30 protein-coding genes are annotated in these 25,404 nt (G+C 70.0%); 11 read left to right on the plus strand and 19 right to left on the minus strand.

Annotated elements, in window-relative coordinates; translation table 11 throughout:
* Window positions 1-321 precede the first annotated feature (321 nt).
* Window positions 322-1,224: a LysR family transcriptional regulator gene (locus tag AC6LJ9_RS23515; RefSeq protein WP_498149418.1), complete on the plus strand. Its 903-nt coding sequence runs from the start codon at window positions 322-324 to the stop codon at window positions 1,222-1,224.
* Here AC6LJ9_RS23515 and AC6LJ9_RS23520 read toward each other — a convergent pair.
* Window positions 1,221-2,003, minus strand: coding sequence for an IclR family transcriptional regulator (locus AC6LJ9_RS23520; protein ID WP_498149419.1), 783 nt, complete (start codon window positions 2,001-2,003; stop codon window positions 1,221-1,223). The two genes, AC6LJ9_RS23515 and AC6LJ9_RS23520, sit on opposite strands and share 4 nt — an antisense overlap.
* 197 nt (window positions 2,004-2,200) lie before the next feature.
* On the opposite strand from AC6LJ9_RS23520, the gene AC6LJ9_RS23525 reads away from it, so the two are divergent.
* The 6 genes from AC6LJ9_RS23525 (at window position 2,201) to AC6LJ9_RS23550 (ending at window position 6,985) form a co-directional block, all read left to right on the plus strand.
* Window positions 2,201-2,932 carry an RraA family protein gene (locus tag AC6LJ9_RS23525; protein WP_498149420.1) on the plus strand — a complete coding sequence of 244 codons (732 nt, stop codon included), beginning with the start codon at window positions 2,201-2,203 and terminating at the stop codon, window positions 2,930-2,932.
* A 29-nt stretch (window positions 2,933-2,961) separates the two neighbouring features.
* Window positions 2,962-3,846 (plus strand): SMP-30/gluconolactonase/LRE family protein, encoded by an 885-nt coding sequence (locus AC6LJ9_RS23530; RefSeq protein WP_498149421.1) that lies wholly within the window; start codon window positions 2,962-2,964, stop codon window positions 3,844-3,846.
* A gap of 82 nt (window positions 3,847-3,928) precedes the next feature.
* Complete coding sequence (locus AC6LJ9_RS23535; RefSeq protein ID WP_498149422.1) at window positions 3,929-4,873, plus strand: Bug family tripartite tricarboxylate transporter substrate binding protein; 945 nt, start codon at window positions 3,929-3,931, stop codon at window positions 4,871-4,873.
* 29 nt (window positions 4,874-4,902) lie between these two features.
* The gene (locus AC6LJ9_RS23540) at window positions 4,903-5,820 is read left to right on the plus strand and encodes a 2-hydroxyacid dehydrogenase (protein ID WP_498149452.1); all 918 of its coding nucleotides are present in this window, start codon (window positions 4,903-4,905) and stop codon (window positions 5,818-5,820) included.
* Window positions 5,821-5,839: 19 nt separating this feature from the next.
* A complete protein-coding gene (locus AC6LJ9_RS23545) occupies window positions 5,840-6,157 on the plus strand; it encodes an NIPSNAP family protein (protein WP_212319914.1) in 318 nt (105 codons plus the stop codon).
* A gap of 12 nt (window positions 6,158-6,169) precedes the next feature.
* A complete protein-coding gene (locus AC6LJ9_RS23550) occupies window positions 6,170-6,985 on the plus strand; it encodes an HpcH/HpaI aldolase family protein (RefSeq protein WP_498149423.1) in 816 nt (271 codons plus the stop codon).
* Here the strand turns inward: AC6LJ9_RS23550 and AC6LJ9_RS23555 are convergent.
* From AC6LJ9_RS23555 to AC6LJ9_RS23600, 10 genes are read right to left on the minus strand one after another with little or no spacing between them, the layout of a single operon-like run.
* Window positions 6,982-7,398 carry a hypothetical protein gene (locus AC6LJ9_RS23555; RefSeq protein ID WP_498149424.1) on the minus strand — a complete coding sequence of 139 codons (417 nt, stop codon included), beginning with the start codon at window positions 7,396-7,398 and terminating at the stop codon, window positions 6,982-6,984. The two genes, AC6LJ9_RS23550 and AC6LJ9_RS23555, sit on opposite strands and share 4 nt — an antisense overlap.
* On the minus strand, window positions 7,395-9,002 hold the full coding sequence (locus AC6LJ9_RS23560) for a GMC family oxidoreductase (protein WP_498149425.1): 1,608 nt from the start codon (window positions 9,000-9,002) through the stop codon (window positions 7,395-7,397). Before AC6LJ9_RS23560 ends, AC6LJ9_RS23555 begins: the two co-directional genes overlap by 4 nt.
* Window positions 8,999-10,489: an aldehyde dehydrogenase family protein gene (locus AC6LJ9_RS23565; RefSeq protein WP_498149426.1), complete on the minus strand. Its 1,491-nt coding sequence runs from the start codon at window positions 10,487-10,489 to the stop codon at window positions 8,999-9,001. The genes AC6LJ9_RS23560 and AC6LJ9_RS23565 overlap by 4 nt, the downstream gene beginning before the upstream one ends.
* An 11-nt stretch (window positions 10,490-10,500) precedes the next feature.
* Window positions 10,501-11,517, minus strand: a complete 1,017-nt coding sequence (locus tag AC6LJ9_RS23570) for an ABC transporter substrate-binding protein (RefSeq protein WP_498149427.1) — start codon at window positions 11,515-11,517, stop codon at window positions 10,501-10,503.
* 28 nt (window positions 11,518-11,545) lie between these two features.
* Window positions 11,546-12,352, minus strand: a complete 807-nt coding sequence (locus tag AC6LJ9_RS23575) for an ABC transporter permease (protein ID WP_249205277.1) — start codon at window positions 12,350-12,352, stop codon at window positions 11,546-11,548.
* Between the two features lie 2 nt (window positions 12,353-12,354).
* Window positions 12,355-13,200, minus strand: a complete 846-nt coding sequence (locus AC6LJ9_RS23580; protein ID WP_498149428.1) for an ABC transporter ATP-binding protein — start codon at window positions 13,198-13,200, stop codon at window positions 12,355-12,357.
* Between the two features lie 8 nt (window positions 13,201-13,208).
* Window positions 13,209-13,811, minus strand: a complete 603-nt coding sequence (locus tag AC6LJ9_RS23585) for a glutathione S-transferase family protein (RefSeq protein WP_103274811.1) — start codon at window positions 13,809-13,811, stop codon at window positions 13,209-13,211.
* A gap of 36 nt (window positions 13,812-13,847) precedes the next feature.
* The gene (locus AC6LJ9_RS23590; protein ID WP_103274812.1) at window positions 13,848-14,231 is read right to left on the minus strand and encodes a RidA family protein; all 384 of its coding nucleotides are present in this window, start codon (window positions 14,229-14,231) and stop codon (window positions 13,848-13,850) included.
* A 2-nt stretch (window positions 14,232-14,233) separates the two neighbouring features.
* Complete coding sequence (locus AC6LJ9_RS23595) at window positions 14,234-15,370, minus strand: LVIVD repeat-containing protein (RefSeq protein ID WP_498149429.1); 1,137 nt, start codon at window positions 15,368-15,370, stop codon at window positions 14,234-14,236.
* A 12-nt stretch (window positions 15,371-15,382) separates the two neighbouring features.
* Window positions 15,383-16,510 (minus strand): cupin domain-containing protein, encoded by a 1,128-nt coding sequence (locus AC6LJ9_RS23600; RefSeq protein ID WP_498149430.1) that lies wholly within the window; start codon window positions 16,508-16,510, stop codon window positions 15,383-15,385.
* Window positions 16,511-16,781: 271 nt separating this feature from the next.
* On the opposite strand from AC6LJ9_RS23600, the gene AC6LJ9_RS23605 reads away from it, so the two are divergent.
* Window positions 16,782-17,450, plus strand: a complete 669-nt coding sequence (locus AC6LJ9_RS23605) for a FadR/GntR family transcriptional regulator (RefSeq protein ID WP_498149431.1) — start codon at window positions 16,782-16,784, stop codon at window positions 17,448-17,450.
* 18 nt (window positions 17,451-17,468) lie between these two features.
* Here the strand turns inward: AC6LJ9_RS23605 and AC6LJ9_RS23610 are convergent, their stop codons facing one another.
* Complete coding sequence (locus AC6LJ9_RS23610; protein WP_498149432.1) at window positions 17,469-18,371, minus strand: LysR family transcriptional regulator; 903 nt, start codon at window positions 18,369-18,371, stop codon at window positions 17,469-17,471.
* A gap of 147 nt (window positions 18,372-18,518) precedes the next feature.
* On the opposite strand from AC6LJ9_RS23610, the gene AC6LJ9_RS23615 reads away from it, so the two are divergent.
* Window positions 18,519-18,923, plus strand: coding sequence for a RidA family protein (locus AC6LJ9_RS23615; protein ID WP_498149433.1), 405 nt, complete (start codon window positions 18,519-18,521; stop codon window positions 18,921-18,923).
* A 65-nt stretch (window positions 18,924-18,988) separates the two neighbouring features.
* Here AC6LJ9_RS23615 and AC6LJ9_RS23620 read toward each other — a convergent pair whose 3' ends face one another.
* From AC6LJ9_RS23620 to AC6LJ9_RS23635, 4 genes are read right to left on the minus strand one after another with little or no spacing between them, the layout of a single operon-like run.
* Complete coding sequence (locus AC6LJ9_RS23620; protein WP_498149434.1) at window positions 18,989-19,258, minus strand: hypothetical protein; 270 nt, start codon at window positions 19,256-19,258, stop codon at window positions 18,989-18,991.
* Entirely contained in the window at window positions 19,255-19,590 is a 336-nt protein-coding gene (locus tag AC6LJ9_RS23625) for a hypothetical protein (protein WP_498149435.1), read from the minus strand. Before AC6LJ9_RS23625 ends, AC6LJ9_RS23620 begins: the two co-directional genes overlap by 4 nt.
* Before the next feature lie 24 nt (window positions 19,591-19,614).
* On the minus strand, window positions 19,615-19,860 hold the full coding sequence (locus AC6LJ9_RS23630) for a hypothetical protein (protein ID WP_498149436.1): 246 nt from the start codon (window positions 19,858-19,860) through the stop codon (window positions 19,615-19,617).
* Window positions 19,861-19,891: 31 nt separating this feature from the next.
* Entirely contained in the window at window positions 19,892-20,482 is a 591-nt protein-coding gene (locus tag AC6LJ9_RS23635; protein WP_498149437.1) for an HD domain-containing protein, read from the minus strand.
* Window positions 20,483-20,837: 355 nt separating this feature from the next.
* Between AC6LJ9_RS23635 and cml the strand changes: the two genes are divergently transcribed.
* The gene (gene cml / locus AC6LJ9_RS23640) at window positions 20,838-22,058 is read left to right on the plus strand and encodes a CmlA/FloR family chloramphenicol efflux MFS transporter (protein ID WP_498149438.1); all 1,221 of its coding nucleotides are present in this window, start codon (window positions 20,838-20,840) and stop codon (window positions 22,056-22,058) included.
* A 10-nt stretch (window positions 22,059-22,068) separates the two neighbouring features.
* Here cml and AC6LJ9_RS23645 read toward each other — a convergent pair whose 3' ends face one another.
* Genes AC6LJ9_RS23645 through tetR form a run of 3 tightly spaced genes read right to left on the minus strand, consistent with a single transcriptional unit; the run spans window position 22,069 to window position 23,959 of the window.
* Complete coding sequence (locus AC6LJ9_RS23645) at window positions 22,069-22,626, minus strand: helix-turn-helix domain-containing protein (protein ID WP_498149439.1); 558 nt, start codon at window positions 22,624-22,626, stop codon at window positions 22,069-22,071.
* A 47-nt stretch (window positions 22,627-22,673) separates the two neighbouring features.
* On the minus strand, window positions 22,674-23,300 hold the full coding sequence (locus AC6LJ9_RS23650; RefSeq protein WP_498149440.1) for a LysE family translocator: 627 nt from the start codon (window positions 23,298-23,300) through the stop codon (window positions 22,674-22,676).
* Window positions 23,297-23,959, minus strand: a complete 663-nt coding sequence (tetR, locus tag AC6LJ9_RS23655) for a tetracycline resistance transcriptional repressor TetR (protein ID WP_498149441.1) — start codon at window positions 23,957-23,959, stop codon at window positions 23,297-23,299. The genes AC6LJ9_RS23650 and tetR overlap by 4 nt, the downstream gene beginning before the upstream one ends.
* A gap of 145 nt (window positions 23,960-24,104) precedes the next feature.
* Here tetR and tet point away from each other — a divergent pair, with 145 nt between their 5' ends.
* Window positions 24,105-25,373 carry a Tet(A)/Tet(B)/Tet(C) family tetracycline efflux MFS transporter gene (tet, locus tag AC6LJ9_RS23660; protein ID WP_498149442.1) on the plus strand — a complete coding sequence of 423 codons (1,269 nt, stop codon included), beginning with the start codon at window positions 24,105-24,107 and terminating at the stop codon, window positions 25,371-25,373.
* The last annotated feature ends 31 nt before the right edge of the window (window positions 25,374-25,404 follow it).

The raw sequence follows: 25,404 nt of genomic DNA on the forward strand, positions 1-25,404 counted from the left end.
AGCGAGGACAGCGCCAGGCCGGCGAAGGCGGCCGCCGGCGGCGCGCGCCTGGCCGGCGCGGCTTGCGGCGCGGGCGCGCGCGGCGGATCGGAATCAAGCGCGGCGGCGGCGGCGCCAGCGGCCGGCGTCGATGGATCTGGTGTCAATGGAGCAAGCTTCACGGTCTGTCCTGCGGTGGGAAGAAAAGGCGCGCCGCCGCGACGGCGGGCACGGATCGACCGTCAGGATAGGAGCGCGGCAATGCTGGCGGAAGACGCAGCATTTGCACTTTATTCGTGCACTGGACGCCACCTGTTAGACGCCCCGTGATATGGTCGCCGCATGTCCTCCCCCGACTTCAATCTGCTGATCACGCTGGACGTGCTGCTGGCCGAAGGCAGCGTGGTGCGCGCCGCCCGGCGCCTGCGCCTGAGCCCCTCGGCCATGAGCCGCGCGCTGGCGCGGCTGCGCGAAACCACCGGCGATCCCCTGCTGGTGCGCGCCGGCCGCGGCCTGGTGCCCACGCCGCGCGCGCTGGCGCTGCGCGCGCAGGTCGGCCAGCTGGTGCGCGACGCCGAAGCGGTGCTGCGTCCGGCCGAGCTGCCCGACTTGGCGCGGCTGGAGCGCGTGTTCACGCTGCGCGCCCAGAACGGTTTCGTCGAAGCCTTCGGCGCGCGCCTGCTGGCCCGGCTGGCCGAGGAAGCGCCGGATGCGCGGCTGCGCTTCGTACCCAAGACGGACAAGCTCAGCGATCCGCTGCGCGACGGCGAGATCGACCTGGACATCGGCGTGGTCGGCGACACCGCCGGCCCGGAGCTGTACACGCGCGCGCTGTTCCGCGACCGCCATGTCGGCGTGGTGCGCGCCGGGCATGCGCTGGCGCGCGGCAAGGTCAGCGCCGCCCGCTACGCCTCGGGCGCGCACGTCATGGCCACGCGCCGCGGACTCGAACGCGGGCCGGTGGACGAGGCGCTGGCGGCGCAAGGCCTGAGCCGCCGCATCGCTGCCTACGTCGGCGGCTACGCCGAGGCGCTGGCGCTGGCCCGCGACAGCGATCTGATCGCCACCGTGCCGGAGAAATTCTGCGCCGCGCTGCTCGCGGACATGCGGCGTTTCTCGCTGCCGCTGGAACTGCCGGCGTTCACGGTATCCATGCTGTGGCATCCGCGCATGGACGCCGACCCGGCGCACCGCTGGCTGCGCGCCTGCCTGCACCAGATCTGCACGGCCCGCGAAGGCCGCTAGTGCGCGGGCCGGCCCGCCTGCGCCACATACTCGCGCGCGATCTCGGCCGCCACCCGCGCCAGCTCGCGCGCCCAGCGCGCCTCGGCGTCCGGATCCATGCGCTCGATCGGAAAGCTCCAGGCCAGGCTGCCCACCAGCGCGCCGTCGTCAGGCAACAGGATGGGCACGGCCACGCCGCCCAGCCCCGGCGCGATCTGCTCGTGGCTGATGGCATAGCCGGCCTTGCGGATCGCCGCCAGCGCGCGCCGGAAGGCGGCCCAGTCCTCGCCCAGCCCGGCCGCGGCAATGGCCTGCGCGCTGCGCAGATAGGCCTGGCGGATCCGGTGATGCGGCAGGAAGGCCAGCAGCGCCAGCGAGCCCGACCCCTGGAACAACGGAAACGGCTGGCCGCGCGCGCGCAGGATCACCGTGCGCCGCCCGGCATGCTCCAGCACGTCCGGGCCTTCCTTGTAGATGCACAGCACCTTGTCCTCGTACAGGTTCTGCAGCAGATAGGCGCTGTCTTCGCGCGACCGCCCTTTCAGCACGGCGCGGCCGGCCAGGTAGAGCGGATCGGTCAGCGCCACCAGGCGCTCCAGCTCGATGATGCGCGGCCCCAGCCCGTACTGGCCGCCGGACTGCGGCACCAGCAGGCCGGCGTCGCACAATTCCTTCAGGTAGCGATAGGCCATCGAGCGCGAATAGCCCAGCCGCGCGCTGACTTCCTCGCTGGTCAGCCTGGGCGTTTCCAGCGTGAAGAGGTCCAGGACATCGAAGGCGCGGGCAAGGCTGGAAGACATGGCGGGACGGATTCCTGGCTGGGTCGGGAGCAAGTGCCAGTGTAGCCGGATTGATCATTAAATAATCACAATCCTACTATTTAAAATTTTGTTCAATATCACAGTATCCGGGATAGCATGAAAAAAAGGAGAGCCCAGCCTGCCCTCCCGCCCGCATGCCACCCCGCGCTTCGGCGCGCTTCCCTTCCCGGATGCCCATGCCCAGCAAACCCCTCACCGGCCGCGTGCCGCCCGACGCCATACGCCTGCTGTCCCTGCCGCGCCTGGACCCCGGCCTGCTGCGGCGCTACGCCGCGCTGGAAGACCTGAGCGGCGCCGTCTCCGATGCGCTGGACCAGCTCGGGCTGCAAGGCGCGGTGCCGGCGTCGGAGCTGGCGCCCACGCTGCCCGGCCGGCGCCTGGTCGGCCAGGCCGTCACGGTGCGCAACGTGCCGCGCGCCGACAGCGTCGCCGCGGCCGCCGCCAGCGGCAAGGGCATGATGGGCGAGCACGAAGCCTACAACCTGGCCGAGCCGGGCGACGTGGTGGTCATCGAAGGGTTGCACGGCGTGTCGAACCTGGGCGGCCAGTCCGCCGCCGTCGCCAGCCGCAGCGGCTGCGCCGGCGCCATCGTCGACGGCGGCCACCGCGATCCCGACGCTTCGCGCGCACTGGGCTTCCCGATCTGGTCGCGCGGCCCCACGCCCATCACCGGCAAGTGGCGGCTGCGCACGGCCGAGATCAACGGCACGGTCCATATCGCGCGGATGCCGGTGCAGGCCGGCGACCTGGTCGTGGCCGACGACGCCGGCGTGGTCTTTGTGCCCCATGCCCACGCGCTGGCCGTGCTGGAAGCCGCCGAGCGCGTGCACGCCGGCGATGCGCGCCAGAAGGCCGACATCGCGCGCGGCGTCGACCTGGCCACGCTGGCCGCCACCCGCTACAAGTAGCCCCGATTTCCAACCCGTTCCCGTCAGCCATGAACCCCGACATCCAATGCGTAGTCCAAAGCGCCGACATCCTCGGCGAAGTGCCCCTGTGGTGCGACCGCAGCCAACGCCTGTGGTGGGTCGACGTGCGCCGCCCCGCGCTGCAATCCCATGATCCCGCCACCGGCCGCCACACGGCGCAGCGCCTGCCCGAGACGCTGCTGGTCGGCTCCATCGCGCTGCGCGAGGCCGGCGGCTTCGTGCTAGCCACCAACCACGGCCTGTATTTCTACGACCCCGCCAGCGGCCTGCCGCCGCAAGCCGTCGTCAACCCCGAAAGCGACAAGCCCGGCCACCGCCTGAACGACGGCAAGTGCGATCGCCGCGGCCGCTTCTGGGTCGGCAGCATGCTGGACCAGAAGCGCGAGCCCGCCGGCACGCTGTACCGCTTCGATCCGGACCATCGCTGCCACGCCATGCTCGACGGCTTCGTGCTGCCCAATGCCCTGTCCTGGAGTCCGGACGACCGAAGCATGTATTTCGCGGACACGCACAACCAGGTGATCTGGGTCTTCGACTACGACCTGGACGACGGCGCGATCTCGAACCGGCGCGTCTTCAAGGACTGGACCCATCAGCTCGGCCGTCCCGACGGCGCCACGGTGGACGCTGACGGCTATGTATGGAACTGCATGGTCGCCACCGGCCAGCTGGTGCGCTTGGCGCCGGACGGCCGCGTGGACCGCGTGATCCAGCTGCCGGTCACCAACCCGACCTGCCCCGCCTTCGGCGGCGCGGGCCTGGACGTGCTGTACGTCACCAGCCACTCGCAGCGACTGACGCCGGAAAAACTGGCGCTGGAACCGCTGGCCGGCGGCCTGTTCGCGCTGGACGTGGGCGTGAAAGGCCTGCCGGAACCGCGCTACCGGGGCTGAGCAGCCCATCGCACACCGGGGACCAGACGCGGCCACCGCGCGCCCCATCGTCGCCGCGCCAGCGGCACAGGAGGAGACAGACATGCAGAGAGTATTCGCCGCGGCGCTCTGCGCCGCCTTGTTGATGGCCGGTCCGGCGCGCGCCGAGGGCGTGGTCAAGCTGGTCGTGCCCTTCGCGCCGGGCGGCCCGGTCGACCAGGTGGCGCGGCTGGTGGCGCCGGACCTGTCGGCCGAGCTGGGCGCGACCGTGGTGGTGGAAAACCGGGGCGGCGCCGGCGGCACCATCGGCGCCAACGCGGTCGCCAAGGCGGCGCCCGACGGCCAGACCCTGCTGGTGGCGACGCTGGGCTACGTCATGTCCGCCGGCACCACGCCCCACCTGCCCTACGACCCGCGCAAGGACCTGACGCCGCTATACCTGTTCGGCCAGGTCCAGAGCCTGCTGGTGGTGCGCAACTCGCTGGGCGTGTCCACGCCCGCCGAACTGGTGAAACTGGCCAAGTCCGGCGCGCCGCTCAGCTATGGCTCCAGCGGCGTGGGCTCGACCATGCACATCGGCGGCGAGCTGTTCAACATCGCCGCCGGCGCCAAAGCCACCCACGTGCCCTATCGCGGCGCCGCGCCAGCGCTGATCGACCTGATCGCCGGTCGGGTGGACATGGTCAATGCCGACGTGCCAGTGCTGCAGCCCTATATGAAGGACGGACGCGTCAAGGCCATCGTCATCTACGACACCCAGCGCTCACCTTATCTGCCCGACGTGCCCAGCGCACAGGAGGCCGGCCTGCCGGCGCTGCGGATGAGCAACTGGTACGGCGCGCTGGCGCCCGCCGCCACGCCGCTGGCCACGCGCCAGCGCCTGGAACAGGCTTTCGCCAGGGTCATCGCCAAGCCCGAGCTGGCGCGCAAGCTGGCAGACGCGGGCCTCTCCGGCCCGCTGGGCGCGGCGGATTTCCAGGCCAAGCTCGACGCCGACCTGGACCGCTGGGTGCCCATGATCCGCCAGGCCGGCATCCGCACGGAATGACCACCGTGACGGAACGACGCCGCCTGCTGATGATCGGCCCGCTGCCACCGGGCCTGCGCGTCGCGCTGGCCGAACGCTACGAACTGGACGCGCTGTGGCAACAGCCCGACCGCGACGCCTGGCTGCGCGCCTCGCGCGGCCGCTACGCAGGCGGCGTGACCATGTCGCGCCATGGCTGCACCGAGGCTATGTTCGCCTGCCTGACCGGTAGCGTGCTGGCCTGCTTCGGCGTGGGCTACGACGGCATCGACCTGGATGCGGCGCGCCGCCACGGCGTGCAGGTCAGCACCACGCCCGACGTGCTGGACGACTGCGTCGCCGATCTGGCCTTCGGACTGCTGCTGGCCACGGCGCGGCGCATTCCCGGCGCCGACCGCCACGTGCAGGCGGGCCGCTGGCCCGACGGCCCCTACCCGCTGGCGACGCGCGTCAGCGGCAAGCGGCTGGGCATCGTCGGCCTGGGCCGTATCGGCCGCGCCATCGCGCGCCGCGCCGCCGGTTTCGACATGGCGCTGCGCTACCACGGCCGCGCGCCCAAGAAGGACGCTGGCATGCCGTTCGAGCCCGACCTGCCGGCGCTGGCGCGCTGGGCCGACTTCCTGGTGCTGTCCTGTCCGGGCGGCCCGGCCACGCGCCATCTGGTGTCGGAAGCGGTGCTGGACGCGCTGGGGTCCGACGGTTTCCTCATCAACGTGGCGCGCGGCAGCGTGGTGGACGAAGCCGCATTGACGCGCGCCATCGAGACGGACCGCATCGCCGGCGCCGGGCTGGACGTCTACGCCGACGAACCGCGCGTGCCGGCCGCGCTGCTGGGCCGCGACAAGGTCGTGGTGCTGCCGCACGTGGCCGCCTCGACGCAGGAAACCCGCGCCGCCATGGAAAATCTGGTGCTGGACAACCTGGACGCCTTTTTCAGCCGGGGCGCGGTGCTGACCCCGCCCGCCTGAGCCGCCGGAGACAACCGTCATGATCATCGAACACCGCACCTACACCCTGCCGCATGGCGGCATGGAAGCCTATCTCGCGCGCTACCGCGAACTGGCGCTGCCGCTGCAGATGCGCCACCTGGGCCGCCTGCTGGGATTCTTCGTCAGCGACATCGGCACGCTCAATCAGGTGCTGCACATCTGGGCCTACGACAGCATGGCCGACCGCGAAGCCCGCCGCGCGGCGCTGGAGGCCGATCCGGCCTGGCAGGAATTCAAGCGCGGCAATCGCGGGACCTTCGTGGCGCAGCAGGTGTCGATCTGGCGCGCGGCGTCGTTCAGTCCGCAACGGGTCTAGCCCGGCACGGCCATGTCCGATTCCACGCTCACCAACCCATTGCTGCGCGCGCTGCGGGAAGGCGGCCTGGCCGCCTCGCTGATCGTGCGCCTGTTCGACGGCCCCGAGATCGGCCGCATCGCCGCGACCGCCGGCCTGGACGCGCTGTACGTCGACCTGGAGCATTCCCCCCTGTCGCTGCAATCCGCCAGCCGCATCTGCAACGCCGCCCGCGAGGCGGGCGTGACGCCGCTGGTGCGCGTGCCCGCCCTCGATGCCGCGTTGATCGGCCGCGTGCTGGACGGCGGCGCGCTCGGCATCATCGCGCCGCAGGTCGAATCGGCCGCCGACGCGGCGCGGGTCGTGGCCTGCTGCCGCCATCCGCCGCGCGGCCGCCGTTCCTACGCCGGCGGACAGGCGGCGCTGGGCTACCGCGACCTGCCGCAGGCCGAGGCCATGGCGGCGCTGGACGCCAGCGTGCTGACGGCCGTGATGATCGAAAGCCAAGCCGCGCTGGACGAAATCGAGGCCATCGCCTCGGTGGACGGCCTAGACCTGCTGTTCATCGGCGCGCACGATCTGGCGGCGGACCTGGGCCTGGCCGGGCAATGGGACCACCCGACGCTGCGGCTTGCGCTGGCCCGCATCCGCCAGGCCTGCCTGGGTGCGGGCAAGGCGCTGGGCCTGGGCGGACTGGCGGCCCAGCCCGCGCTGCTGCGCGAACTGGCCGCCGCGCCGCTGGGCTGCCTGGTCTCGACGGGCACGGACCTGGCCTGCCTGCTCGGCGCGGCCACGCAGCGCGCCGCCGCCGCGCACGCGCTGCGCGGCCCGGCCGGCTCAGGCCCCTAGCAGCAGTCACATAACAGCACGTCGTTGACCACGTTGCGCGGCCGCGCGCCCAGCCGGCCGAAGCCGAAGGCCGCCATCACATCGTGGCAGACCTCCATGGCCTGGTCCTCGCAGGCGGCGTCGTCCACGCCCGGACAGGTGACCAGCACGCGCCGCGCGCACATATGGTCCAGGAAGTCCGCCGACACCGCTCCCCCGACAACCGTCACCGAGCGCACGCTGGCCGGCAGGCCGTTCTGGCGCAGTCCGGCCAGCATGCATGAGCGGACGATCAGCGCCGCCGTGTCCGCCGGCAGTCGCTCGTCGGCGTCCAGGCAGTCCACGGCGAAGAAATCGTCCAGCCTGCGCACCGCGCCCGCCGCCAGCGGCAGCAGGCTGACGCAGCGGTGCCGGCTCAGGGACAGCCGCATCATGATGCGCGGATCCAGTCGGCGGCGCGCTCGGCCAGCATCAGCACGGGCGCGTTGATATTGCCCGAGGTCAGGTCGGGCATGACGGAAGCGTCGACGATGCGCAGGCCCGGCACGCCCAGGCAGCGCATACGCCCGTCCACCACCGCCATCGGATCGCGCTCCGTGCCCATGCGGCAGGTGCCGCCCGGGTGGTGCACGGTGATCGCCGTGCGGCGGATGAACGCGTCCAGCGCCTGGTCGTCCTCGGCGCTCTGCCCCGGCGCCAGCTCGTCGAGCACGAAATCGCCCAGCGCCGGCTGGCGCATCAGGTCGCGCGCGATGCGCACCGAATCGCGCACCCGCTCCCGGTCCTCCTGGCAGGCCAGGAAGTTCTGATCGATGCGCGGCGCGGCCAGCGGATCCGCGCCCGCCACCGTGATGCGGCCCCGGCTGCGCGGATGCAGCAGCACCGTGCGCACGGCGAAGCCGTCCTGGAACGGCTGGCGCCAGGGCTTGAGCCAGGGCCGGGCCGTGAACGGCGCCGCCGTCAGCAGGAATTGCAGGTCGGGCGTGTCCATGCCGTCGGGCTGCACGAAGCCCACCACTCCGCCCGGCACGTCGCCGGCGAAACCCTCGCCGCCCATGTAGGCGCGCACCATCGAGCGGCCGATGCGGTCCAGCCGCAGCTCGCGCACGAAGGGACCGGGCGCGCGCCGCCGCGCCGTCACGATGACCGAGATGTGGTCCTGCAAATTGGCGCCCACGCCGGGGCGGTCCAGCCGCACCGGCAGCCCGGCCTGCTCCAGCGTCCGCGCCGGCCCGATGCCCGAGTGCATCAGGATGGCCGGCGTGTTGATCGCGCCGGCGGCGAGGATGACCTCGCGCCGCGCCCGCGCCGTCTGCTGCCGGCCGCCGCGCACATAGCGCAGCCCGGTGGCGCGATCGCCGTCGAAATCCAGGCCCAGCACATGCGCGCCGGTCTCCACGCGCAGGTTGGACCGCCGCAGCGCCGGCCGCAGATAAGCGGTCGCGGCGCTGCAGCGCCGGCCCTGGCGAATCGACATCTGCAGGCGCGAGAAGCCGCCGGCGGGCCGCGCGTTGTAGTCCTCCAGCCAGGGATGGCCCGCCTGTCCGGCCGCCGCCGCGAAGGCGTCGAGCAGCGGATCCTGGTAGCGGCAGCGCTGCACGCGCAAGGGGCCGCCGCCGCCGCGCTCGGCGCCGGCGCCGTCCTCCCAGTCCTCCAGGCGGCGGAAATACGGCAGGGTGTCCTCGAAGCGCCATTCATCCAGCCCGTAGTCGCGCGCCCAGCGGGCGAAATCGCCCGGATGGCCGCGCACGAAGGCCATGGCATTGGTGGACGAGCTGCCGCCCACCACCTTGCCGCGCGCGCACTCGATCGCGCGGCCATCGGCGTGCTCGGCCGGCTCGGCGTCGTAGCCCCAGTCGTGCAGCCGCTTCTGCAGGATCTTGCCCCAGCCCAGCGGCACATGGATCAGCGGATCGCGATCCCAGGGGCCGGCTTCCAGCACCAGCACGCGGCAGTCCGCCTGCGCGCTCAGGCGGTTGGCCAGCACGCAGCCGGCCGAGCCGGCGCCGACGATGATGTAGTCGTACTCCGCGCTCATGCTCTCGCCACCTGCCTGAAGTTCACATGCACGTTCTTCTCCCGCGTGAAGGACAGCATCTCGCCGAAGCACTCATCGCGGCCGATGCCGGACTGCCGCACGCCGCCATAGGGCGCGCCCAGGAAGTGCTTGCCCACCTCGTTGATCCAGACGAAGCCGGCGTCGATCTCGCGCGCCAGCCGGTGCGCCCGCGACAGGTCCGCCGTCCAGATGGCCGCCGTCAGGCCCACGTCCAGGCCGCGAATCTGGTCCAGCATCGCCGCCTCGTCATGCCAGGGCATCAGCGCCAGCACCGGCCCGAACAGTTCCTCGCGCGCCAGCGCCGAATCGGCGGGCACGTCGGCATACACGGTGGGTTCCAGATAATGGCCGCCCGCCGGCACGCCACGGGTCGGAATGGCGCCGCCATGCAGCAGCCGGCCGCCGCTAGCCTCGTCGATGACGCGCTTGACGCGGTCGCGATGCTCGGCGCTGATCATCGCGCCCATCGTGGTGGCCGGATCGGTCGGATCGCCGGGCACATAGGCGCCGCAGGCCTGGACCACGTGGCGGCAGACCTCGTCGTAGATGTCGCGGTGGACGAAGGCGCGGCTGGTCGAGCCGCAGGACTGGCCGCACCAGGTGAAGTTCATGCCGTCGACGATGGCGCGCGCCGCCTGCGCCGGGTCGACGTCGGCGCAGGCCACGAAGGGATTCTTGCCGCCCAGCTCCAGCGCCACCGGCTTGATGCGGCCAGCGGCCGCCTGCATGACCTTGCGGCCCGTGGCGATGCTGCCGACCAGCCCGATCATGTCCACGTCGGGACTCTCGGCCAGCGCGGCGCCGGCCTCGCCGCCGCCCGGCAGGATGGCCAGCACGCCCGGCGGCAGCAGGTCGCCGATCAGCTCGGCGCAGCGCAGCGCCGACAGCGGCGCCTGCGCCGGCGGCTTGATGATGACGGCGTTGCCCGCCGCCAGCGGCGCGGCCAGCTTGCCCATGGCGAACAGCAGCGGATGGTTGAACGCCACGATGCGCGCGACCACGCCCAGCGGCTCGCGCTCGGTGTAGTTCAGGGCGTCCGGCCCCATCGGTATGGTGTCGCCCTTGAGTTCCGTCACCAGCCCCGCGAAGAAGTCCAGCAGCGCGGCGGCCACCATGACGTCCGAGCCCATCTCGCTCACGGGATTGCCGCAGTCCAGCGCGTCCAGCAGGGCCAGTTGGGCGGCGTTGTCGCGCAGCCGCTGGGCAATGCGGCGCAACACGGCCGCGCGCGCCAGCGGCGCCGTGCGACGCCAGGTGGCATGGCCCTCCCGCGCGGCGCGCGCGGCCCGGGCCACATCCTCGCGGCCAGCCTCGGCCACGCGCATCAGCAGCTCGCCGGTGCCCGGCGCGCGGACCTCCATCCAGCGGTCGGACCGCGGCGCGTGCCAGGCGCCGCCGTAGTACAGGCCGGCCTGGGTGGGCAAGGCCACCGGGCCGCTGGCCGTGTCGTGCGTCTTCGGATTCATGCCTGGGTTCCTCAGCGTTTGACCGGGCCGGCCTGTTGCAGGAAGCGGGTATCGAAGCCCTTGCTGTCATCGAAGCTGGCCGCCAGCGCGCCCTGCTCCTTGTACAGCGTGGCGGTGGCCTGCCACTGCGCCGGATCGATCCAGCCCAGCCCGTGCTCGCGGGTATGGGCGCTGAAGAAGGTGTAGTCCAGGTCGGCCTGCAACTGCGCCACCAGCATCTCCTTCTTGCCCTTGTATTCCGGGTTGTTCTTGATCAGCGAGTCGGCCGCCGCGCCCGGATCCTGGATCACGTCGGCATAGCCCTTCATGTAGGCGGCCACGAAGCGGCGCACCAGGTCCGGCCGCTCGGCGATGGTCTTGTCGGCCGTGAACATGCCCGAGCCATAGCTCTGGATGCCCAGGTCCGCGCCGTGCAGCACCGACAGCGAGCCGGGGCCGCCGGCCTTGTGCTCCAGCTCGGGCACTTCGGCGTCGATATAGCCCGGCACCGCGTTCACGCGGTTGAGCAGCAGGAAGTTCTCATAGGGCGGCGACACCGTGGACTGCTTGATGTCGTTGAGCGAGAGGCCGTTCCTGGCCAGCGCCGCCTTCAGGAAGATGTAGGTGGACCCGGCCGGATGCACGCCGATATTGGCGCCCTTGAGCTGCTGCACGGACTTGAGGTCGAAGTTCTTCTTCACCGAGATGATGGCCAGCGGCGTCTTCTGGTTGACCGCCACCAGCGCCGTGTTGGCGATGCCCTGCGACCGACCCACCATCAGCGTGGGCAGGTCCGAGAAGCCGAAGTCGGCGTTGCCGTTGGCCACCAGCCGCAGCGCGTCGGTGGAGCCGGTGCCCTTGCGGATCGTGCCCGCGTCGATGCCCTGCTCGGCGAAATAGCCCTTGTCGCGCGCCACGAAGAACGGCGCATGGTTGCCGCGCACCACCCAGTCCAGCTGCACGGTGACGGCATCCTTGGTCTGGGCCTGGACCGCGCCGGCCAGGGCCAGCGCGCCCAGCAGGCCGCACAGCTTGCTACGCTTGATCATGATTTTCCCCTTGTTGGTTGTCGATGCTTCAGCGTGCCGCCCAGCCCAGGAACCGCAGCTCGGCCAGCTCGATCAGGTAATAGAAGAAGACGCCCAGGACGGATATCTGCACCAGCGCGGCGAACACCAGCGCCGTATCCATCTGGCTGGAGGCGAACTGGATCATGTAGCCCAGCCCGGCCGAGGCGCCGACGAATTCGCCGACGATCGCGCCGATCACGCTCAGGGTGATCGCGACCTTCATGCCCGCCATCAGGGCCGGCAGCGAGGACGGGATCTTCACGCGCGCCATGATCTGGCCCGGCGTCGCGCCGATGGACTGCAGCAGCGACATCAGGTTGGCATCGGCCGAGCGCAGGCCCACCAGCATGTTCAACGTGACCGGAAAGAAGGCCATGATGACGATCAGGGCGATCTTGGGCAGCAGGTCATAGCCAAACCACAGGATCAGCAGCGGCGCCAGCGCGATCTTCGGCACGTTCTGGAACAGCACGATGAGCGGATAGCTGGCGCGGCCGAACCAGGCGTATCGGTCCACCAACAGCGCCAGCGCGATGCCCACCACGCAGGAACACAGAAAGCCGTAGAGGATTTCCGCGCCCGTGACCAGGCTGGCCTGGAACAGCTCGTCCTGGCGTTCGAACAGCACGGCGACGATGGCCGACGGCGCCGGCACCACGAAGGCCGACACCTGCAGCAACCGGACCGCCGCCTCCCACAGCGCCACGATCAGCAGCACCAGCGCGAGGCTGGGCAAGGCGGCGCGCCAGGCCTGGCGCAGCCGGCCGGACGCGGGCCGCGCGGGCGCGGCGGGTTCTTTCAAGGTCGTGCTCATGCTCATTTTCCGCTCCCCGGCGCATGCCCTGCCTTGAGCAGCTGCCGCAACTGGAAAGACTTCTGGTGGAATATCGGGCTGGAAAAGGTCGCCTCGTTCTTGGGCTGCGGCAGGCCGATATCCAGCTTCTGCACGATGCGCGCCGGATTGGTGGCCATGACGTAGACGCTGTCGGACAGGTAGACCGCCTCGTCGATGGAGTGCGTGACGAACACCACGGTCTTGCCGGTGCGCTGCCAGATCTCCAGCAGGAAGTCGCTCATGTGCTCGCGCGTGATGGCGTCCAGCGCGCCGAAGGGCTCGTCCATCATCAGCACCTCGGGATCCAGTGCCAGGGCGCGCGCGATGGATACGCGCTGGCGCATGCCGCCGGACAGCTGCGCCGGATACCGGTCGGCCGCGTACTCCAGGCCAACCAGGCGTAGCAGTTCCAGCGCGCGGTCGCGTTGCCGCTCGCGCGGCACCGCGTCCACCAGCGCCATCAGCGAACAGACGTTCTCCAGCGCGGTCTTCCAGGGCATCAGCGCCGCTTCCTGGAACACCATGCCCACGCGCCGCTGCCGCACCGCCTCGCCCGGCGGCACGCCCGCCACCGAGACTTCGCCGCCGGTCGGCGGCACCAGTCCGGCGAACACCTTCAGCAGCGTGCTCTTGCCGCAGCCCGAAGGGCCGATGATGGAGGTGAACGAGCCTTTCGCGATCTCGATGTCGATGTCGCTCAACACCCGCACGCAACCGGCGCGGGTGTCGAAATCCACGTTCAGGCCACGGGCCCGTATCTGCGCCGCCAGGGGCGCCGCCTCCCGCGCCGGGCCGGGCCCGGCGGATGCATTCGCCTGCATGTCCATGGCCCGCCTCAACCCGCGGCCACGGCCGCCGCGAAAGCCGGCCGCTGCTCGATGCGCGCCATCCATTGCCGCAGATGCGCCAGCTCGGGCTTGGGATGGGGGAACTTCAGGCAGCGGCGCACCAGCGGCGCCAGGCAGATGTCGGCCAGGGAGAAGGCCTCGCCCGCGACCCAGGGCCGGCCCGCCAGGTGCCCGTCCAGCAGCGACAGCTCGGCGGACAGCAGCTTGGCGGCCGCCTCGCTCAGTTGCTCGGGCGGCAGCTTGGCTTCCTTGAAGCCGGCCAGGTAGGCCACGTTGAGCGAAGCCAGCGTCCAGTCCATCCAGCGCTCGACCTGGCTGCGCGCGGCGGGATCGCGCGGATACAGCGCATGGGCTTCCTGCTTGTTGGCCACATAGCGCAGGATGGTGTGCGATTCCCACACGTGCAGCTCGCCGTCGCGCAGGGTCGGCACCTTCTGCGTGGGGTTGATGGCCTGGTACTGCGGCGTGAGCGTGGTGCCCTCGAAGGTCTTGCCGTAATCGTGGCGCTTGTACGGCGTGCCCAGCTCTTCGAGCAGGAACAGCACTTTCTGCACATTGCCCGAGGTGGCGCGTCCCAGAACTTCCAGCATGATGATTCTCCCTTGATATATGGTTTGCGCGGCCGTTCAGGACCGCTGCGGCTTGTAGGCGATGCACTCGATCTCGATCTTGGTGTCGATGACCGCGCGGGCCTCCACGGTCGTGCGCGCGAGCATCCCGTCCGGGAAATACTCCTTGAACACGCCGTTGTAGCGGCCGAAATCGCGCGCGTCCTCCAGGTAGACGGTGGCCTTGACCACGTCGGCCAGGTCGCAGTCGGCCGCCCGCAGCGCCCGCCGCATCGCTTCGATGGTGGCGCGCGTCAGCTGTTCGATGGTGCCTTCCAGCATGACGCCGTTCTCGTCCTTGGCCACCTGGCCCGATACGAAGACATAGTCGCCCGCCCGCACCGCCGGATGGAACGGCAGGTTGGGATTCTTGTTGCCAAAGGCTTGTTGCAGATAGGTCATGGTCAGGTCCCGTAGACGGAGCTTTCGATGATGTCCAGGCCGCGCTGCCGGTCCAGCAGGTAGAGCAGCCCGCGGTCGTCGGTGGTGACGTCGTTGGACGACGCGCGTTCGCAGCCGGCCGGCGGGTCGGGCTCGTAGCAGCCCACTTCGCGCGGCCGGAACGGATCGCTGATGTCCAGCAGCCGCAGGCCGCGTGCGAACCAGGCGAAGGGCAGCACATTGCCGCTGAACTTCTCGGCCGGCTGGTGACAGCCGGACATGGCTTCTTGCGGCTGGCCGTCAGGGTCCACGCCGTCGACCTGGAAGGTGGAGATCGGCATGGGCTGGCGCTCGTCCGTGATGTCGAAGAACCAGGTGAAGGCCGGCGGCGACGGCCGCAGCTTGGCCACGTCCTCGTCCGCCACCACCAGGATCTGGCGGCCCTTGAGCAACCCCGGTATGGGCAGCGCCGTGTGCGTGGGATGCGGATGGGCCGGCCCGGTGTTGAACTGCGACACCAGGCGCGGGCGCGCCATGTCCTCGATGTCCAGGATGAACATGCCGTGATGCCAGTACGACACGTACAGGCGGTTGCCCATGCGCAGCGGATGGTGGCAGCGCGGCGGCACGTAGTTGTCCCAGGGATAGTTTTCGCCGCCGGCCTCGTGCTGGCCGGGAATCCACCAGCGCCCCACTTCCTCGGGCTTCGCCGGATCGCGCAGGTCCAGGATCTTGACGATGTTGCCGATGTAGCCCGGCGCCGTCGGCGAGATATAGGCATAGCGACCGTCGAAGTCGTAGCGGTGCACGCCGCCGCCCTGGGTGCCGGTCTTCCAGTGCGTGATCAGGCGCGGACGGTCCGGCCGGCTGACGTCGTAGATGCCCAGCCCGCCGCCGAAATCGTCGGCGCCGCTGCGGAACTTCTCATAGTTGACGATCATCAGGCCGTCGCGCACGCGCACCTTGTGCGAATGCCAGCCGATGGGCACTTCCAGCGACGCCAGCAGGCGCGGGCGGCGCGGGTCTTCAACGTCGTAGATCGAGGTGCCATAGGGCGGACGCATGTGCGAGACATACATCGTCGCGCCCTCCACCCAGACCTGTCCGCCGCCCTCGCAATCGACGTGGGCGAGCAGCGAGGTGTTCCATTGTTTAGCCAAGGCCAGGCTCCCTCAGACCAGCTCGACCAGGTCGCCGCCGGCCGTGCGTCCCCACTGGTGGAACAGGCCCATGGCGCGCAGCGCCGGCTCGTCGCTGGCGATGAACAGGATCAGCGGCTCGGTGGCGTCGTTGCGGTACTGCACCCAGTTCTCGCTGGGCACGGCGACCGTGTCGAACGGTTCGAGCGCATGCCGCTGTTCGCCCATCGTCATGCTGCCCTGGCCGCTGAACGGCGACACCAGCAGGTTGGCGGTCTGCTTGAGCGGCAGCGTGGTCTCGCCCGGCCGCACCATCTGCATGAAGAAGGTCATGGTCCGGTAAACCGGGCCGCCCCGCAGCGGATGCGTGTATTCGATCGACACGCCCTCGTGCGGCGATTCGTCCCAGTCGCGAAAGCGATACAACAGCTCGCGCATGGCTTCGTAGCGGTACACGAACATGGGCGAGGAATCGCCGCCGCCACGCCGGTGGTCGAGAAAGCGCGGCGTCAGACCGCCGGCGCCGTAGACCATGCGCGAATACTCGGTCTGGAAGCGCGCGCTCTGCTTGCGCACGACCTCGCCGTTTTCCTGGTAGTCGTGCTGGAACGACAGGGCGTTCAGGTTCTCGACCAGCGGATAGTCCAGCACAGACAGGTTGATGGCCGGCTCGCCGCCCAGGTTGCCGTGGTTGTGCCAGGTGTCGCGCGGCGTCAGCACCATGTCGCCGGGCAGGAAGGTGATGTCCTCGCCCTCCACGCCCGTGAAGTTCTGCCGGCCCGTCAGGCCGAAGCGCACGGCGCTGGCCGTGTGCGCGTGCGGCGGCATGAGTTCGTTGGGATCGTTCTGGCGATAGGCGGTGTACAGCGTGGACACCGTCGCGCGGCGCGGCGCCAGGCCCGGGTTGATGAGGATCAGCGAGCGGCGGTCGGTGTGCTCGGTGGAGATCAGGCGCGCCGACTGGGCCAGCAGGGGCTGGATGTCGTCGCGGTACGACCAGCGGTGCGGCACCGGCTTGGGGCCGTTGGTCAGCTGGCTGATGTCGTCGTGCGCGCTGTCTCCGCGCGCCCAGAACGGAAACATGTGCCTCCGTTCGATCTGCTCATACATGGACAGCAATTCCGCCGCGCGCGCATCGCCGGCGACCTCGGTCGCGTGCATACACATTCCCCTTTGAATGGTTATCAGGATTCAGCGGAACAAAATCTAATAACAACCAATGGTTGTGTAAACGCGATTCTGGTTTTTTTATGGAAAACCCCTAAACGCGATTTTCCGACCCTTATTTTTTCGACTTTTACCCATGCAAATCAGGCATTTGCGAATTAACAACCGAATAACCACCAATTAACAACCATTCAGGGTTTTCGATATTGCTGGGCGCATATTCCGCCCATAAGATGTACGCAAAAAAACCGGAGGCGGGAAACTCATGGCACGCACAAGGCAACCCGAAGTTTCGAATGACGTCACGCGCCTGATCACGCAGATCCGCGCCATGATCGGCAAGGGAGAGGAGCTGCCGCCCGAGCGCCTGCTGGCCGATCAGCTGAAGGTGAAGCGGCATCGCCTGCGGCTGGCGCTGGAGACGATGCGCGACGCCGCCGAACTGCCCCGCCCCATCATCCGCCGCAACGACAGTCCGGTGCTCAAGAGCGACGTGGTGGTCCAGGGCACCAATGCGCTGGAGGTCATCGAGCTGCGCATCGTGCTGGAGCCGGCCATCGCGCGCCTGGCGGCGGTGCGCGCCTCGCCGGTGCAGATCGCCAAGATCCTGGAAGCCGCCACCACGCCGCAGGACGTGACACGCACCATCGGCGATATCGCCTTCCACAAGCTGCTGGCCGACAGCTCCGGCAACCAGCTCGCGGCCAGCCTGTATGCCTTCCTGCGCCGCGTCGGATCCGACCACAGGCTGCACGTGCCCACGGCCAGCGCGATCACGAGCGAGCGCATCCAGCAACGCGACCAGGAACACCGCGCCATCGCCGAAGCCATCGCCGCGCGTTCGCCGGACGCCGCCGAACAGGCGATGCGCCAGCACTTGCGACGGGTGCAGCGCGAGATCGCCGATCGCTTGAATCCGCTGGAGACGGCCTGAGTTCCTGGCCCGACGTTGCTACGCCTGCCGCGCCATCAATTCCACGACCCAGTCGATGAAGGCGCGCAGCTTGGCGCTGACGTGGCGATTGGGCGGATAGGCCAGGTACATCGGCATCGTTTCCATGTGCCAGTCCTCGAACAGCCGCGCCAGCTCGCCGCTGGCCAGATGCGGCCGCGCCATGTAGTCGGGCAGCCACAAGATGCCCAGCCCCGCCAGGCCGGCCTGCAGATAGGCGTTGCCGTCGTCCACCGCCAGCGCGTAGCGTCCGTGCACGCGCAGGCGTTCGTCGCCGCGCTGCATGGCATAGGGCAGCGCCCGCCCCAGCCGCGCCCACAGATAGCCCACGATGCGATGGTGCGAGTCTTCCAGCTCGCCCGGATGCCGTGGCACGCCCGCCATCGCCAGATAGCCCGGCGACGCATACACGCCCAGCCGCAGGTCCGCCACGCGGCGCGCGCGCAGCGACTGGTCCTGCAGCTCGCCGCCGCGGATCACGCAGTCCACGTTCTCGCCGATGAGGTCCACCTTGCGGTCGCTCACGCCCAGGTCCAGCTGGATCTCGGGATGGTGCGCATGGAAGGCCGGCAAGGCCGGCACCAGCACCATGCGCGCGAAGGGGCTGGGCACATCCACGCGCAGCCGGCCCCGGGGCGAGGCCGAGGCGCCGGACAGGCTGGTCTCGGCATCGTCCATGTCGGCCAGCAGGCGCAGCACGCGTTCGTAATAGGCCGCGCCGTCGGCCGTGACATTGACCTGGCGAGTCGTGCGGTTCAACAGCCTGACGCGCAGCCGCGCCTCCAGCTGCTGCACCAGCTGCGTCACGCTGGTGCGGCTGATGCGCAGCGTCTCGGCCGCCTTGGTGAAACTGCCCGTCTCCACCACCCGCGCGAATGCCTGCATAGCGTCGAATCGGTCCATGCGTGTCTCCTGCCCTACACCAGATTGTTTGCATTCTACAAACAGTGCTGGACAGGCTTGCCCGTTTATCGGCGGCGCGGCGTCTCCTACAGTGCGGCATCGGTTCACACACATCCAGGCCAGCCGGCCTGTACACGGAGATCAGGCATGACCCAACGCGACGTCGTCTTTCCCCCCGGGCGCCAGGCGCTTTATGAGCGCAACCGCTATTCCCCGGCGGTCAGGGCCAACGGTTTCCTGTTCGTCTCGGGCCAGGTCGGCAGCCGCGCGGACGGCTCGCCCGAGCCGGACCTGGACGAACAGGTGCGGCTGGCATTCCGCAACCTCAACGCCGTGCTGGCCGCCGCCGGCTGCAGCTTCGACGACGTGGTCGACGTGACCGTCTTCATCGTCGACCCCGCCTCGAAGTTCGAACGCATCTGGCGCATCGTTCCCGAGTTCTGGGGACAGGCGCCCTATCCCACGCTGACCGGCGTGGGCGTTACCTGGCTGTATGGGTTTGACTTTGAACTCAAGGTGATCGCCAGGCTGCCGGACGGCGTGGCCGACTAGGGCCTGTCAATGCAACAGCGCGCGGGATTCGGGATGCGCGCTTGCGCGCGGAAAACGGTCGTCGCTCACGACAGCCCGCGCTTCGCCTTCCGGGTTTCGACCCAGGAAATCAGGAAGCCCGCCTCGCCGAACGCGTTGTTGGCGTCCGTCAGATCCTCGGCGCCGACGTCCAGCCGGTACAGCGCATCGCCGACCTCGGCCAGCCCGTCTTGGCCCATGCGCTGGCCCATGCGCTGAGCGATGAACGCCCGCAGCGAATGGCGGGATGCGAGGCCGAGCGCGATGTCCGTGGCAGGCGCGGTCGCGCCGGGAGACTTGGAGGCTGAGTCGGTCATTTGAAGCTGTCGTACTCTCGGTAGTGATTCACCTGGGCGATGAATTCTGCCGGGTCCTCGCCATTCAACCGGCTAGCGATGTATTGCACATCCCCGGCCAGCATCCAGCCGCGCAGGTTCAAGCCCTGGACGGAAAGCGGCATTTCCAGGTCTTCGTCGTCCAGGTAGATCTCGTCATCGTCCAGTGCCTCCAGATACGTTTCCGGAATGGAATAGAACACGGCCCGCTCCGGCGTCGCGCGCCACGCGTCCAGGTTCACGTAGATCCACTCCCTGGATTCCAGCGCGGGGATGGCCCGCAGCAGCTCGGCCAGCGTCTTGAACACCTGCATGTCAATCTCCCGTCGGCACGCGATTCAATCGAAAATCCTCATGGCGGGAGAACAATAGCCGGAAACGAAGTCCATCAGGTCATGCAGGTAGTCTTCATGCTCCGGCGCCGCCACGGCCATGGACGCCAGCTCCGCGTACATGCGGTCCCGCGTCCAGCCCGCCGCGCGGTGGCGAAGCAGCATTTCCCTGGCGGGCGCGCAGGCCATGCTGGTGGTTGCCGCGTTCAGTATGTCTTGCCGGAACGGGCCGGCCTCTGGGGTGCTACGCATGGTCTGTGGGCCGGGTCGGAGCCGGATCGGTTCAAGCGGATGATGAATCGGCGCGCGTGGTCGCCATCCGGCGCGCCGTGGCCTCGTCTACCAACGCCCGCAGCGCGCGCAACAGCTCGTCGTGCTGCGCGTAGTCGCGGCCATAGGCCAGGTTGAAACCGTAGTCGAAATCGGGCGGATTGTCGCCCTGGCTGTGCTGCAGGATGGTTTCCATCTTGTCCAGCGCCTTCACCGCGCGGGCCTCCGGCGTGACGGCGGCCTCGTACTCGTCCCACAGCGCCAGCAGCCGCCCGCGCGCCGCCGGATCCAGGCTGCCGGCCAATTGCAGCAGGTCGCGGCGCTCGCGTTCGCTCTTGTCCGGATGCGCGTCGCGCGCGATCGCCGGCACGTCGCCGCCCAGCGCCTCGCCCAGATCATGGACCACGCACAGCTGCAGCACGCGCAGCGGATCCAGCCCCGCGAGGCCATCCTGGAACAGCATCGCCATCAGGCACAGGCGCCAGCTGTGCTCGGCCGTGCTTTCCTGGCGCGCGCCGGACGTGCGGCCGCTGCGCAGCACATCCTTGAGCCGTTCGGCCCGGCGGATGAATTCCAGCCGGCCTTCGAGTGTCGCGGCATCCATGCTTCATGACTCCTTGCGTGTCGGCCGCGCGCCGGGTTCGAATCGCGCGCGCCGGATCGTCATCTTGAGGCGCGGCCGGGCGCGCGTCCACGCATAAAAAATGCTCGGCGCGATGCGCCCGCGCGTGCCACGCCACGGCGCATGGCACGCCCTTGCGCCAGATCGGATAGACTTCAGCGTCCAGATTCCCTGCCACACACATTCTTCCCATGACGCCAGGCCCGCTCACGGATCGCTGAGCCGCAACGACACCTGAACCCCAGTCGTTGCGGCGATCGCCCCTCATTGAGTCCCCTCGCTGAGCCTCATCCAGGCAGATCGCCGCCGGATTTTCTTTCCGTGCGGAGGCCTTGCCATGCCCACCCATTCTTCCCCTGCCCGCCCCGATATCTGGGCCGGCCCCCTGCCGCCCGCGCTCGCGCTGATGGCCCCCTTCGACCTGCTCGCCTCGCTGGCGATGGACGTGTACCTGCCCGTGGTGCCGACCATGCCCGCGGCCTTGCAGACCACGCCCGCCATGGTCCAGCTGACCCTCAGCATCTACATGCTGATGCTGGGACTGGGCCAATTGATCTTCGGCCCGCTGTCCGACCGCATCGGCCGGCGGCCGGTGCTGCTGGGCGGCGCGCTGCTGTATGCCGCCGCGTCGCTGGCGCTGGCAGCCGCCGGCAGCGGCGGGCTGTTCGTCGCGCTGCGGCTGTTGCAGGCGCTAGGCGCCTCGGCGGCGCTGGTGGCCATGTTCGCCACCGTGCGCGACGTTTATGCCGACCGGCCGGAAGGCGCCACCATCTATGGCCTGTTCAGCGCCATGCTGGCCTTCGTCCCCGCGCTCGGGCCGATGCTCGGCGCGGCCATCGCGGCGGGCTTCGGCTGGCGGGCGATCTTCGTCGCGCTGGGCGCGGCGGGCCTGCTGGCGTGGTTGCGCGCCGTGCCGCGCTGGCGCGAGACCCGTCCATCCACGCCGGGCGCGCGGCGGCCCGGCTTCGCGCCCATGCTGGGCAGCCTGCGGTTCTGGATCTATACGCTGGGATTCAGCGCGGCGATGGGCGCCTTCTTCGTGTTCTTCTCGACCTCGCCGCGCGTGCTCATGGGCGCCGCCGGCTACTCACACATGGCCTTCAGCGCGGCCTTCTCGACGGTCGCGCTGGTCATGATCGCGGCCACGCGGCTGGCGCCGCGCCTGGTGGCGCGCTGGGGCATCGCCGGCAGTTTCGCGCGCGGCGCTGCAACGATGCTGGCGGGCGCGGCGCTCCTGGCCGGCTGCGCCGCCATGCGGACGCCGTCCTTTGCCACCTTCGTGATGCCGATGTGGCTGGTGGCGGCCGGCATGGTGCTGATCGTATCGGTCAGCGCCAATGGCGCGCTGCGGGACTTCGGCGACGCGTCGGGCGCCGCGGTGGCGTTGTACTACGCCGTGCAGAGCCTGATCGTGGCCGCGCTGGGCACGCTGCCCACGCTGACGCTGAACGGCGACAGCGCCTGGCCGCTGGTCGCCTATTGCGCCGCCATGCCCACGGCCTGCCTGCTGGGACTGGCCCTGCTGCAACGCAGGGAAGCCGCCCGGCGCGAGGACTGAACCCGCCGCGTCAAAGCGTCTCGACCAGCCGCGCCGCCGAGCCGTCCGCCAGCACGATGCGCGTCCAGCGACAGGCGCCCTGGCGGATCGGCACCTCGTCCGAGCCATTGGCGCCGGTGCCGAACTCGATGGCGGGCGGGGCCTGCGTCTCGCGCCAGCCCCTGGTTTCCAGCGCCGCCTCCATGCGCTGGATTTCCGGCGTGGCGTAGCGCCACAGCGAACGCCCCATCAGCCCGGACAAGGGCGCGCCGAACTCGGCGGCGCGCGACGGCGAGCAGGCCAGCAGCGCATGGCTCAGGTCGCAGACCAGATGCATCGGCGACGGGCTGGCAGCGACCAATCGGGCCAGCGCCCGGTCCGCCGCCGCGTCCAGCCTGGCGGACAGCCGGCGCTCGACCTGCGCGCGCTCGGCCGGCTCCATCTCCTGCGCGCCGCTTTCCCAGCGGGAAATCGTGGACTGCGCCACGCCGAACAGCTCGGCGGCATGCGTCTGCTTGATCCGGTTCAACAGGCGCCAGCGCCGCAGCGCGGCGCCCAGTCGCACGGGTTTGAGGTCGAGAACCGTCATGGCGGCCAAGGGTGGATATCGTGTGGACGCATCTGCGGGACAGCGCACTAGCGCTGCTGCATCGCCATGCGCACGCCCAGCGCGCAATAGACCGTGCCGACCGCCTTGCCCTGCCAGCGCCAGATCGCCGGATGGCGGCGCAGGAAGCGGCCGACGCGGCCGGCGCATAGCGCCACCAGCCCCGTGCTCAAGGCGCCCATCAGCACGAACAGCACGCCCAGCGTGGCCAGCTGCAAGGCCACGGGACCGTTCTGCGGACGCACGAACTGCGGCAGGAAGGCCAGGAAGAACAGCGCCGACTTGGGGTTCAGCACCTCGGCCAGGATCGCCTGCCGGAATGCCGTGCGCGCGTCGACGCGCGCGGCCGGCGCCAGGTCGGGCAGGTCGGCCCGTTCGAGGAAGGCGCGCACGCCCAGGTAGACCAGATAGGCCGCGCCGGCGTACTTGACCACGTTGAACAGGAAAGCGGACGTCATCAGGATGGCCGACAGCCCCAGCACCGCCATGCAGGTATGGATCAGGTCGCCGGCCGCGATGCCGAGTCCGGTCGCCATGCCCACGCGCGTGCCCGAGGTGGCCGCCCGCGCCAGCGTCAGCAGCACGGCGGGGCCGGGAATCAGCACGAAGCCGGTCAGCACGGCGAGATAGGTAAGCAGCGTGGCGTGGTCGATCATTGCGTGTTTCCCTTGGAGTTCCGGCGAGCAGGCGGGCGCGCGCCGCCCTGCTCCAGGCGGCAGGCCAGCCCGTCCAGCAACAGGGCCAGGCCCTGTTCGAACGCCTGGTCCGGGCCGCCGCCTTCGAGTATATCCATGGCGGCGCGCAGCAGCGGCGCGTCCTGCGGCAGGTCCTGCCGGGTCATGCCCTGCCCCGCGCCGTCCTGTGCCGCCTGCTGCTCCAGCACCGCGCCCACCGTGTACTGGCTGACCGCCAGCAGCGCATGCACGCTGGCGTCCGGCGCAAACCCGGCGTCCCGCAGCAGGCGCAGCTGCGCCTCCACCGCGCCGGCCTGCGGCCCGTCCGGCCGCGTGCCCGCGTGAATGCGCGCACCATCGCGATAGGCCAGCAGGCCGCGCCGGAAGCTCATGGCGTTGTCGTGCAGGAACGCGCGCCAGTGCTCGCCCGGCTGCGGAATGCCGCGAGTGTGGCGTTCGACCAGCATCTGCCGGGAAAGCGCATCCAGCAGTTCGCGCTTGTTCTTGAAATGCCAGTACAGCGCGGGCTGCTGCACGCCCAGGCGCTCGGCCAGGCGGCGCGTGCTCAGGCCGTCCACGCCGACCTCGTTGAGCAGGTCCAGCGCGGCGCGGATCACGGTTTCGCGGCTGAGTTTGGTCACGCGGCTTCCTCTGTATCGACCCATCCGTCGGCGCGGATGCCGCTGTGCGTCCGCGTCGGCAGATGGGTCCGTTCACTGAATTCCAGGCTTGACAATTTATCACTGATAGATTTTCATACGCAAATTTATCGCTGATAAATTTTCAATGAAATCCGACAAAGCCCTGTTCGTCATCCTGACGACCGTCGCGCTGGATGCCGCCGGCATCGGCCTGATCATGCCGGTGCTGCCCGGCCTGCTGCGCGCGCTGGCTGGCGCCGATCAGGTCGCCCGCCACTACGGCGTGCTGCTGGCGCTGTATGCCCTGATGCAGTTCCTGTGCGCGCCGCTGCTGGGCGCGCTGTCCGACCGCCACGGGCGCCGCCCGGTGCTGCTGGCCTCGCTGGCCGGCGCCGCGCTGGACTACGCGGTGATGGCGGTCGCGCCGGCGCTGTGGGTGCTGTACCTGGGCCGCGCCGTCGCCGGCCTGACCGGCGCGACCGGCGCGGTCGCCAGCTCCTGCATCGCCGACATCTCGCGCGGCGAGGACCGCGCCCGGCGCTACGGCTACCTGAGCGCCTGCATGGGCCTGGGGCTGATCGCCGGGCCGGTCATCGGCGGCCTGGCGGGCCAATGGTCGCCGCATGCGCCCTTCGCCGTCGCCGCCGCGCTGAACGCGCTCAATTGCCTCATGGCCTGGCGCTTCCTGCCGGAATCGCGGCCCGCGTCCGACGCAACCGCATCCGCCGCAACAGCCCCCGCCGCCGGCATCCGCCCGGCTCACGCGCTCCACGCGCTCAATCCACTGGGCGCCCTGCGCTGGGCTCGCGGCCTGCCGGCGGTGCCGGCGCTGCTGCTGGCCTATGTGCTTGCGCAGATCGCCGGCCAGGTACCAGGATCCTTGTGGGTGCTGTACGGCGAAGACCGCTTCCGCTGGGACGCCGCCATGGTCGGCCTGTCCCTGGCGGCCTTCGGCGTGCTGCATGCGCTGGCTCAGGCCCTGCTGCCCGGCCCCGCCACCCGGCGTTTCGGCGAGCGCGGCAGCGCCATGCTGGGCTTGCTGGCCGATGGCTGCGGCTACGTGCTGATCGCCTGCGCGACGCAGGGCTGGATGGCATTTCCGATCCTGCTGCCGCTGGCGCTGGGCGGCCTGGTCGTGCCCGCGTTGCAGGCGCTGCTGTCGCAGCAGGCCGGCGCTTCGCGCCAGGGGCAGTTGCAAGGATCGCTGGCCTCCCTGGCGGGCCTGACCTCCGTCATCGGCCCGCTGTGCGTCACCGCCCTCTATGCCGCGCCCGGCCAGGGTTGGAACGGCTGGCCCTGGCTGGCGGGCGCGGCGCTGAACCTGGCCGGGCTGGCGCTGCTGCTGCGGCGGGCCAAGCCCGCGCGCGACCTGTCCGCCGGGAACGAGCCGGCGACGGCGCGACAGCGGCAGTGACAAGCCCCTACGCGGACCGCCCAGCAAGGAC

The sequence above is a fragment of the Achromobacter sp. 1011811831 genome (genome assembly GCF_059760905.1).

Bases quoted from the DNA above. Each gene is read 5' to 3' on its own strand.
- AC6LJ9_RS23515 (WP_498149418.1), top strand. From the start codon at position 322: ATGTCCTCCCCCGACTTCAATCTGCTGATCACGCTGGACGTGCTGCTG.
- AC6LJ9_RS23520 (WP_498149419.1), bottom strand. From the start codon at position 2,003: ATGTCTTCCAGCCTTGCCCGCGCCTTCGATGTCCTGGACCTCTTCACG.
- AC6LJ9_RS23525 (WP_498149420.1), top strand. From the start codon at position 2,201: ATGCCCAGCAAACCCCTCACCGGCCGCGTGCCGCCCGACGCCATACGC.
- AC6LJ9_RS23530 (WP_498149421.1), top strand. From the start codon at position 2,962: ATGAACCCCGACATCCAATGCGTAGTCCAAAGCGCCGACATCCTCGGC.
- AC6LJ9_RS23535 (WP_498149422.1), top strand. From the start codon at position 3,929: ATGCAGAGAGTATTCGCCGCGGCGCTCTGCGCCGCCTTGTTGATGGCC.
- AC6LJ9_RS23540 (WP_498149452.1), top strand. From the start codon at position 4,903: ATGATCGGCCCGCTGCCACCGGGCCTGCGCGTCGCGCTGGCCGAACGC.
- AC6LJ9_RS23545 (WP_212319914.1), top strand. From the start codon at position 5,840: ATGATCATCGAACACCGCACCTACACCCTGCCGCATGGCGGCATGGAA.
- AC6LJ9_RS23550 (WP_498149423.1), top strand. From the start codon at position 6,170: ATGTCCGATTCCACGCTCACCAACCCATTGCTGCGCGCGCTGCGGGAA.
- AC6LJ9_RS23555 (WP_498149424.1), bottom strand. From the start codon at position 7,398: ATGATGCGGCTGTCCCTGAGCCGGCACCGCTGCGTCAGCCTGCTGCCG.
- AC6LJ9_RS23560 (WP_498149425.1), bottom strand. From the start codon at position 9,002: ATGAGCGCGGAGTACGACTACATCATCGTCGGCGCCGGCTCGGCCGGC.
- AC6LJ9_RS23565 (WP_498149426.1), bottom strand. From the start codon at position 10,489: ATGAATCCGAAGACGCACGACACGGCCAGCGGCCCGGTGGCCTTGCCC.
- AC6LJ9_RS23570 (WP_498149427.1), bottom strand. From the start codon at position 11,517: ATGATCAAGCGTAGCAAGCTGTGCGGCCTGCTGGGCGCGCTGGCCCTG.
- AC6LJ9_RS23575 (WP_249205277.1), bottom strand. From the start codon at position 12,352: ATGAGCACGACCTTGAAAGAACCCGCCGCGCCCGCGCGGCCCGCGTCC.
- AC6LJ9_RS23580 (WP_498149428.1), bottom strand. From the start codon at position 13,200: ATGGACATGCAGGCGAATGCATCCGCCGGGCCCGGCCCGGCGCGGGAG.
- AC6LJ9_RS23585 (WP_103274811.1), bottom strand. From the start codon at position 13,811: ATGCTGGAAGTTCTGGGACGCGCCACCTCGGGCAATGTGCAGAAAGTG.
- AC6LJ9_RS23590 (WP_103274812.1), bottom strand. From the start codon at position 14,231: ATGACCTATCTGCAACAAGCCTTTGGCAACAAGAATCCCAACCTGCCG.
- AC6LJ9_RS23600 (WP_498149430.1), bottom strand. From the start codon at position 16,510: ATGCACGCGACCGAGGTCGCCGGCGATGCGCGCGCGGCGGAATTGCTG.
- AC6LJ9_RS23605 (WP_498149431.1), top strand. From the start codon at position 16,782: ATGGCACGCACAAGGCAACCCGAAGTTTCGAATGACGTCACGCGCCTG.
- AC6LJ9_RS23610 (WP_498149432.1), bottom strand. From the start codon at position 18,371: ATGGACCGATTCGACGCTATGCAGGCATTCGCGCGGGTGGTGGAGACG.
- AC6LJ9_RS23615 (WP_498149433.1), top strand. From the start codon at position 18,519: ATGACCCAACGCGACGTCGTCTTTCCCCCCGGGCGCCAGGCGCTTTAT.
- AC6LJ9_RS23620 (WP_498149434.1), bottom strand. From the start codon at position 19,258: ATGACCGACTCAGCCTCCAAGTCTCCCGGCGCGACCGCGCCTGCCACG.
- AC6LJ9_RS23625 (WP_498149435.1), bottom strand. From the start codon at position 19,590: ATGCAGGTGTTCAAGACGCTGGCCGAGCTGCTGCGGGCCATCCCCGCG.
- AC6LJ9_RS23630 (WP_498149436.1), bottom strand. From the start codon at position 19,860: ATGCGTAGCACCCCAGAGGCCGGCCCGTTCCGGCAAGACATACTGAAC.
- AC6LJ9_RS23635 (WP_498149437.1), bottom strand. From the start codon at position 20,482: ATGGATGCCGCGACACTCGAAGGCCGGCTGGAATTCATCCGCCGGGCC.
- cml (WP_498149438.1), top strand. From the start codon at position 20,838: ATGCCCACCCATTCTTCCCCTGCCCGCCCCGATATCTGGGCCGGCCCC.
- AC6LJ9_RS23645 (WP_498149439.1), bottom strand. From the start codon at position 22,626: ATGACGGTTCTCGACCTCAAACCCGTGCGACTGGGCGCCGCGCTGCGG.
- AC6LJ9_RS23650 (WP_498149440.1), bottom strand. From the start codon at position 23,300: ATGATCGACCACGCCACGCTGCTTACCTATCTCGCCGTGCTGACCGGC.
- tet (WP_498149442.1), top strand. From the start codon at position 24,105: ATGAAATCCGACAAAGCCCTGTTCGTCATCCTGACGACCGTCGCGCTG.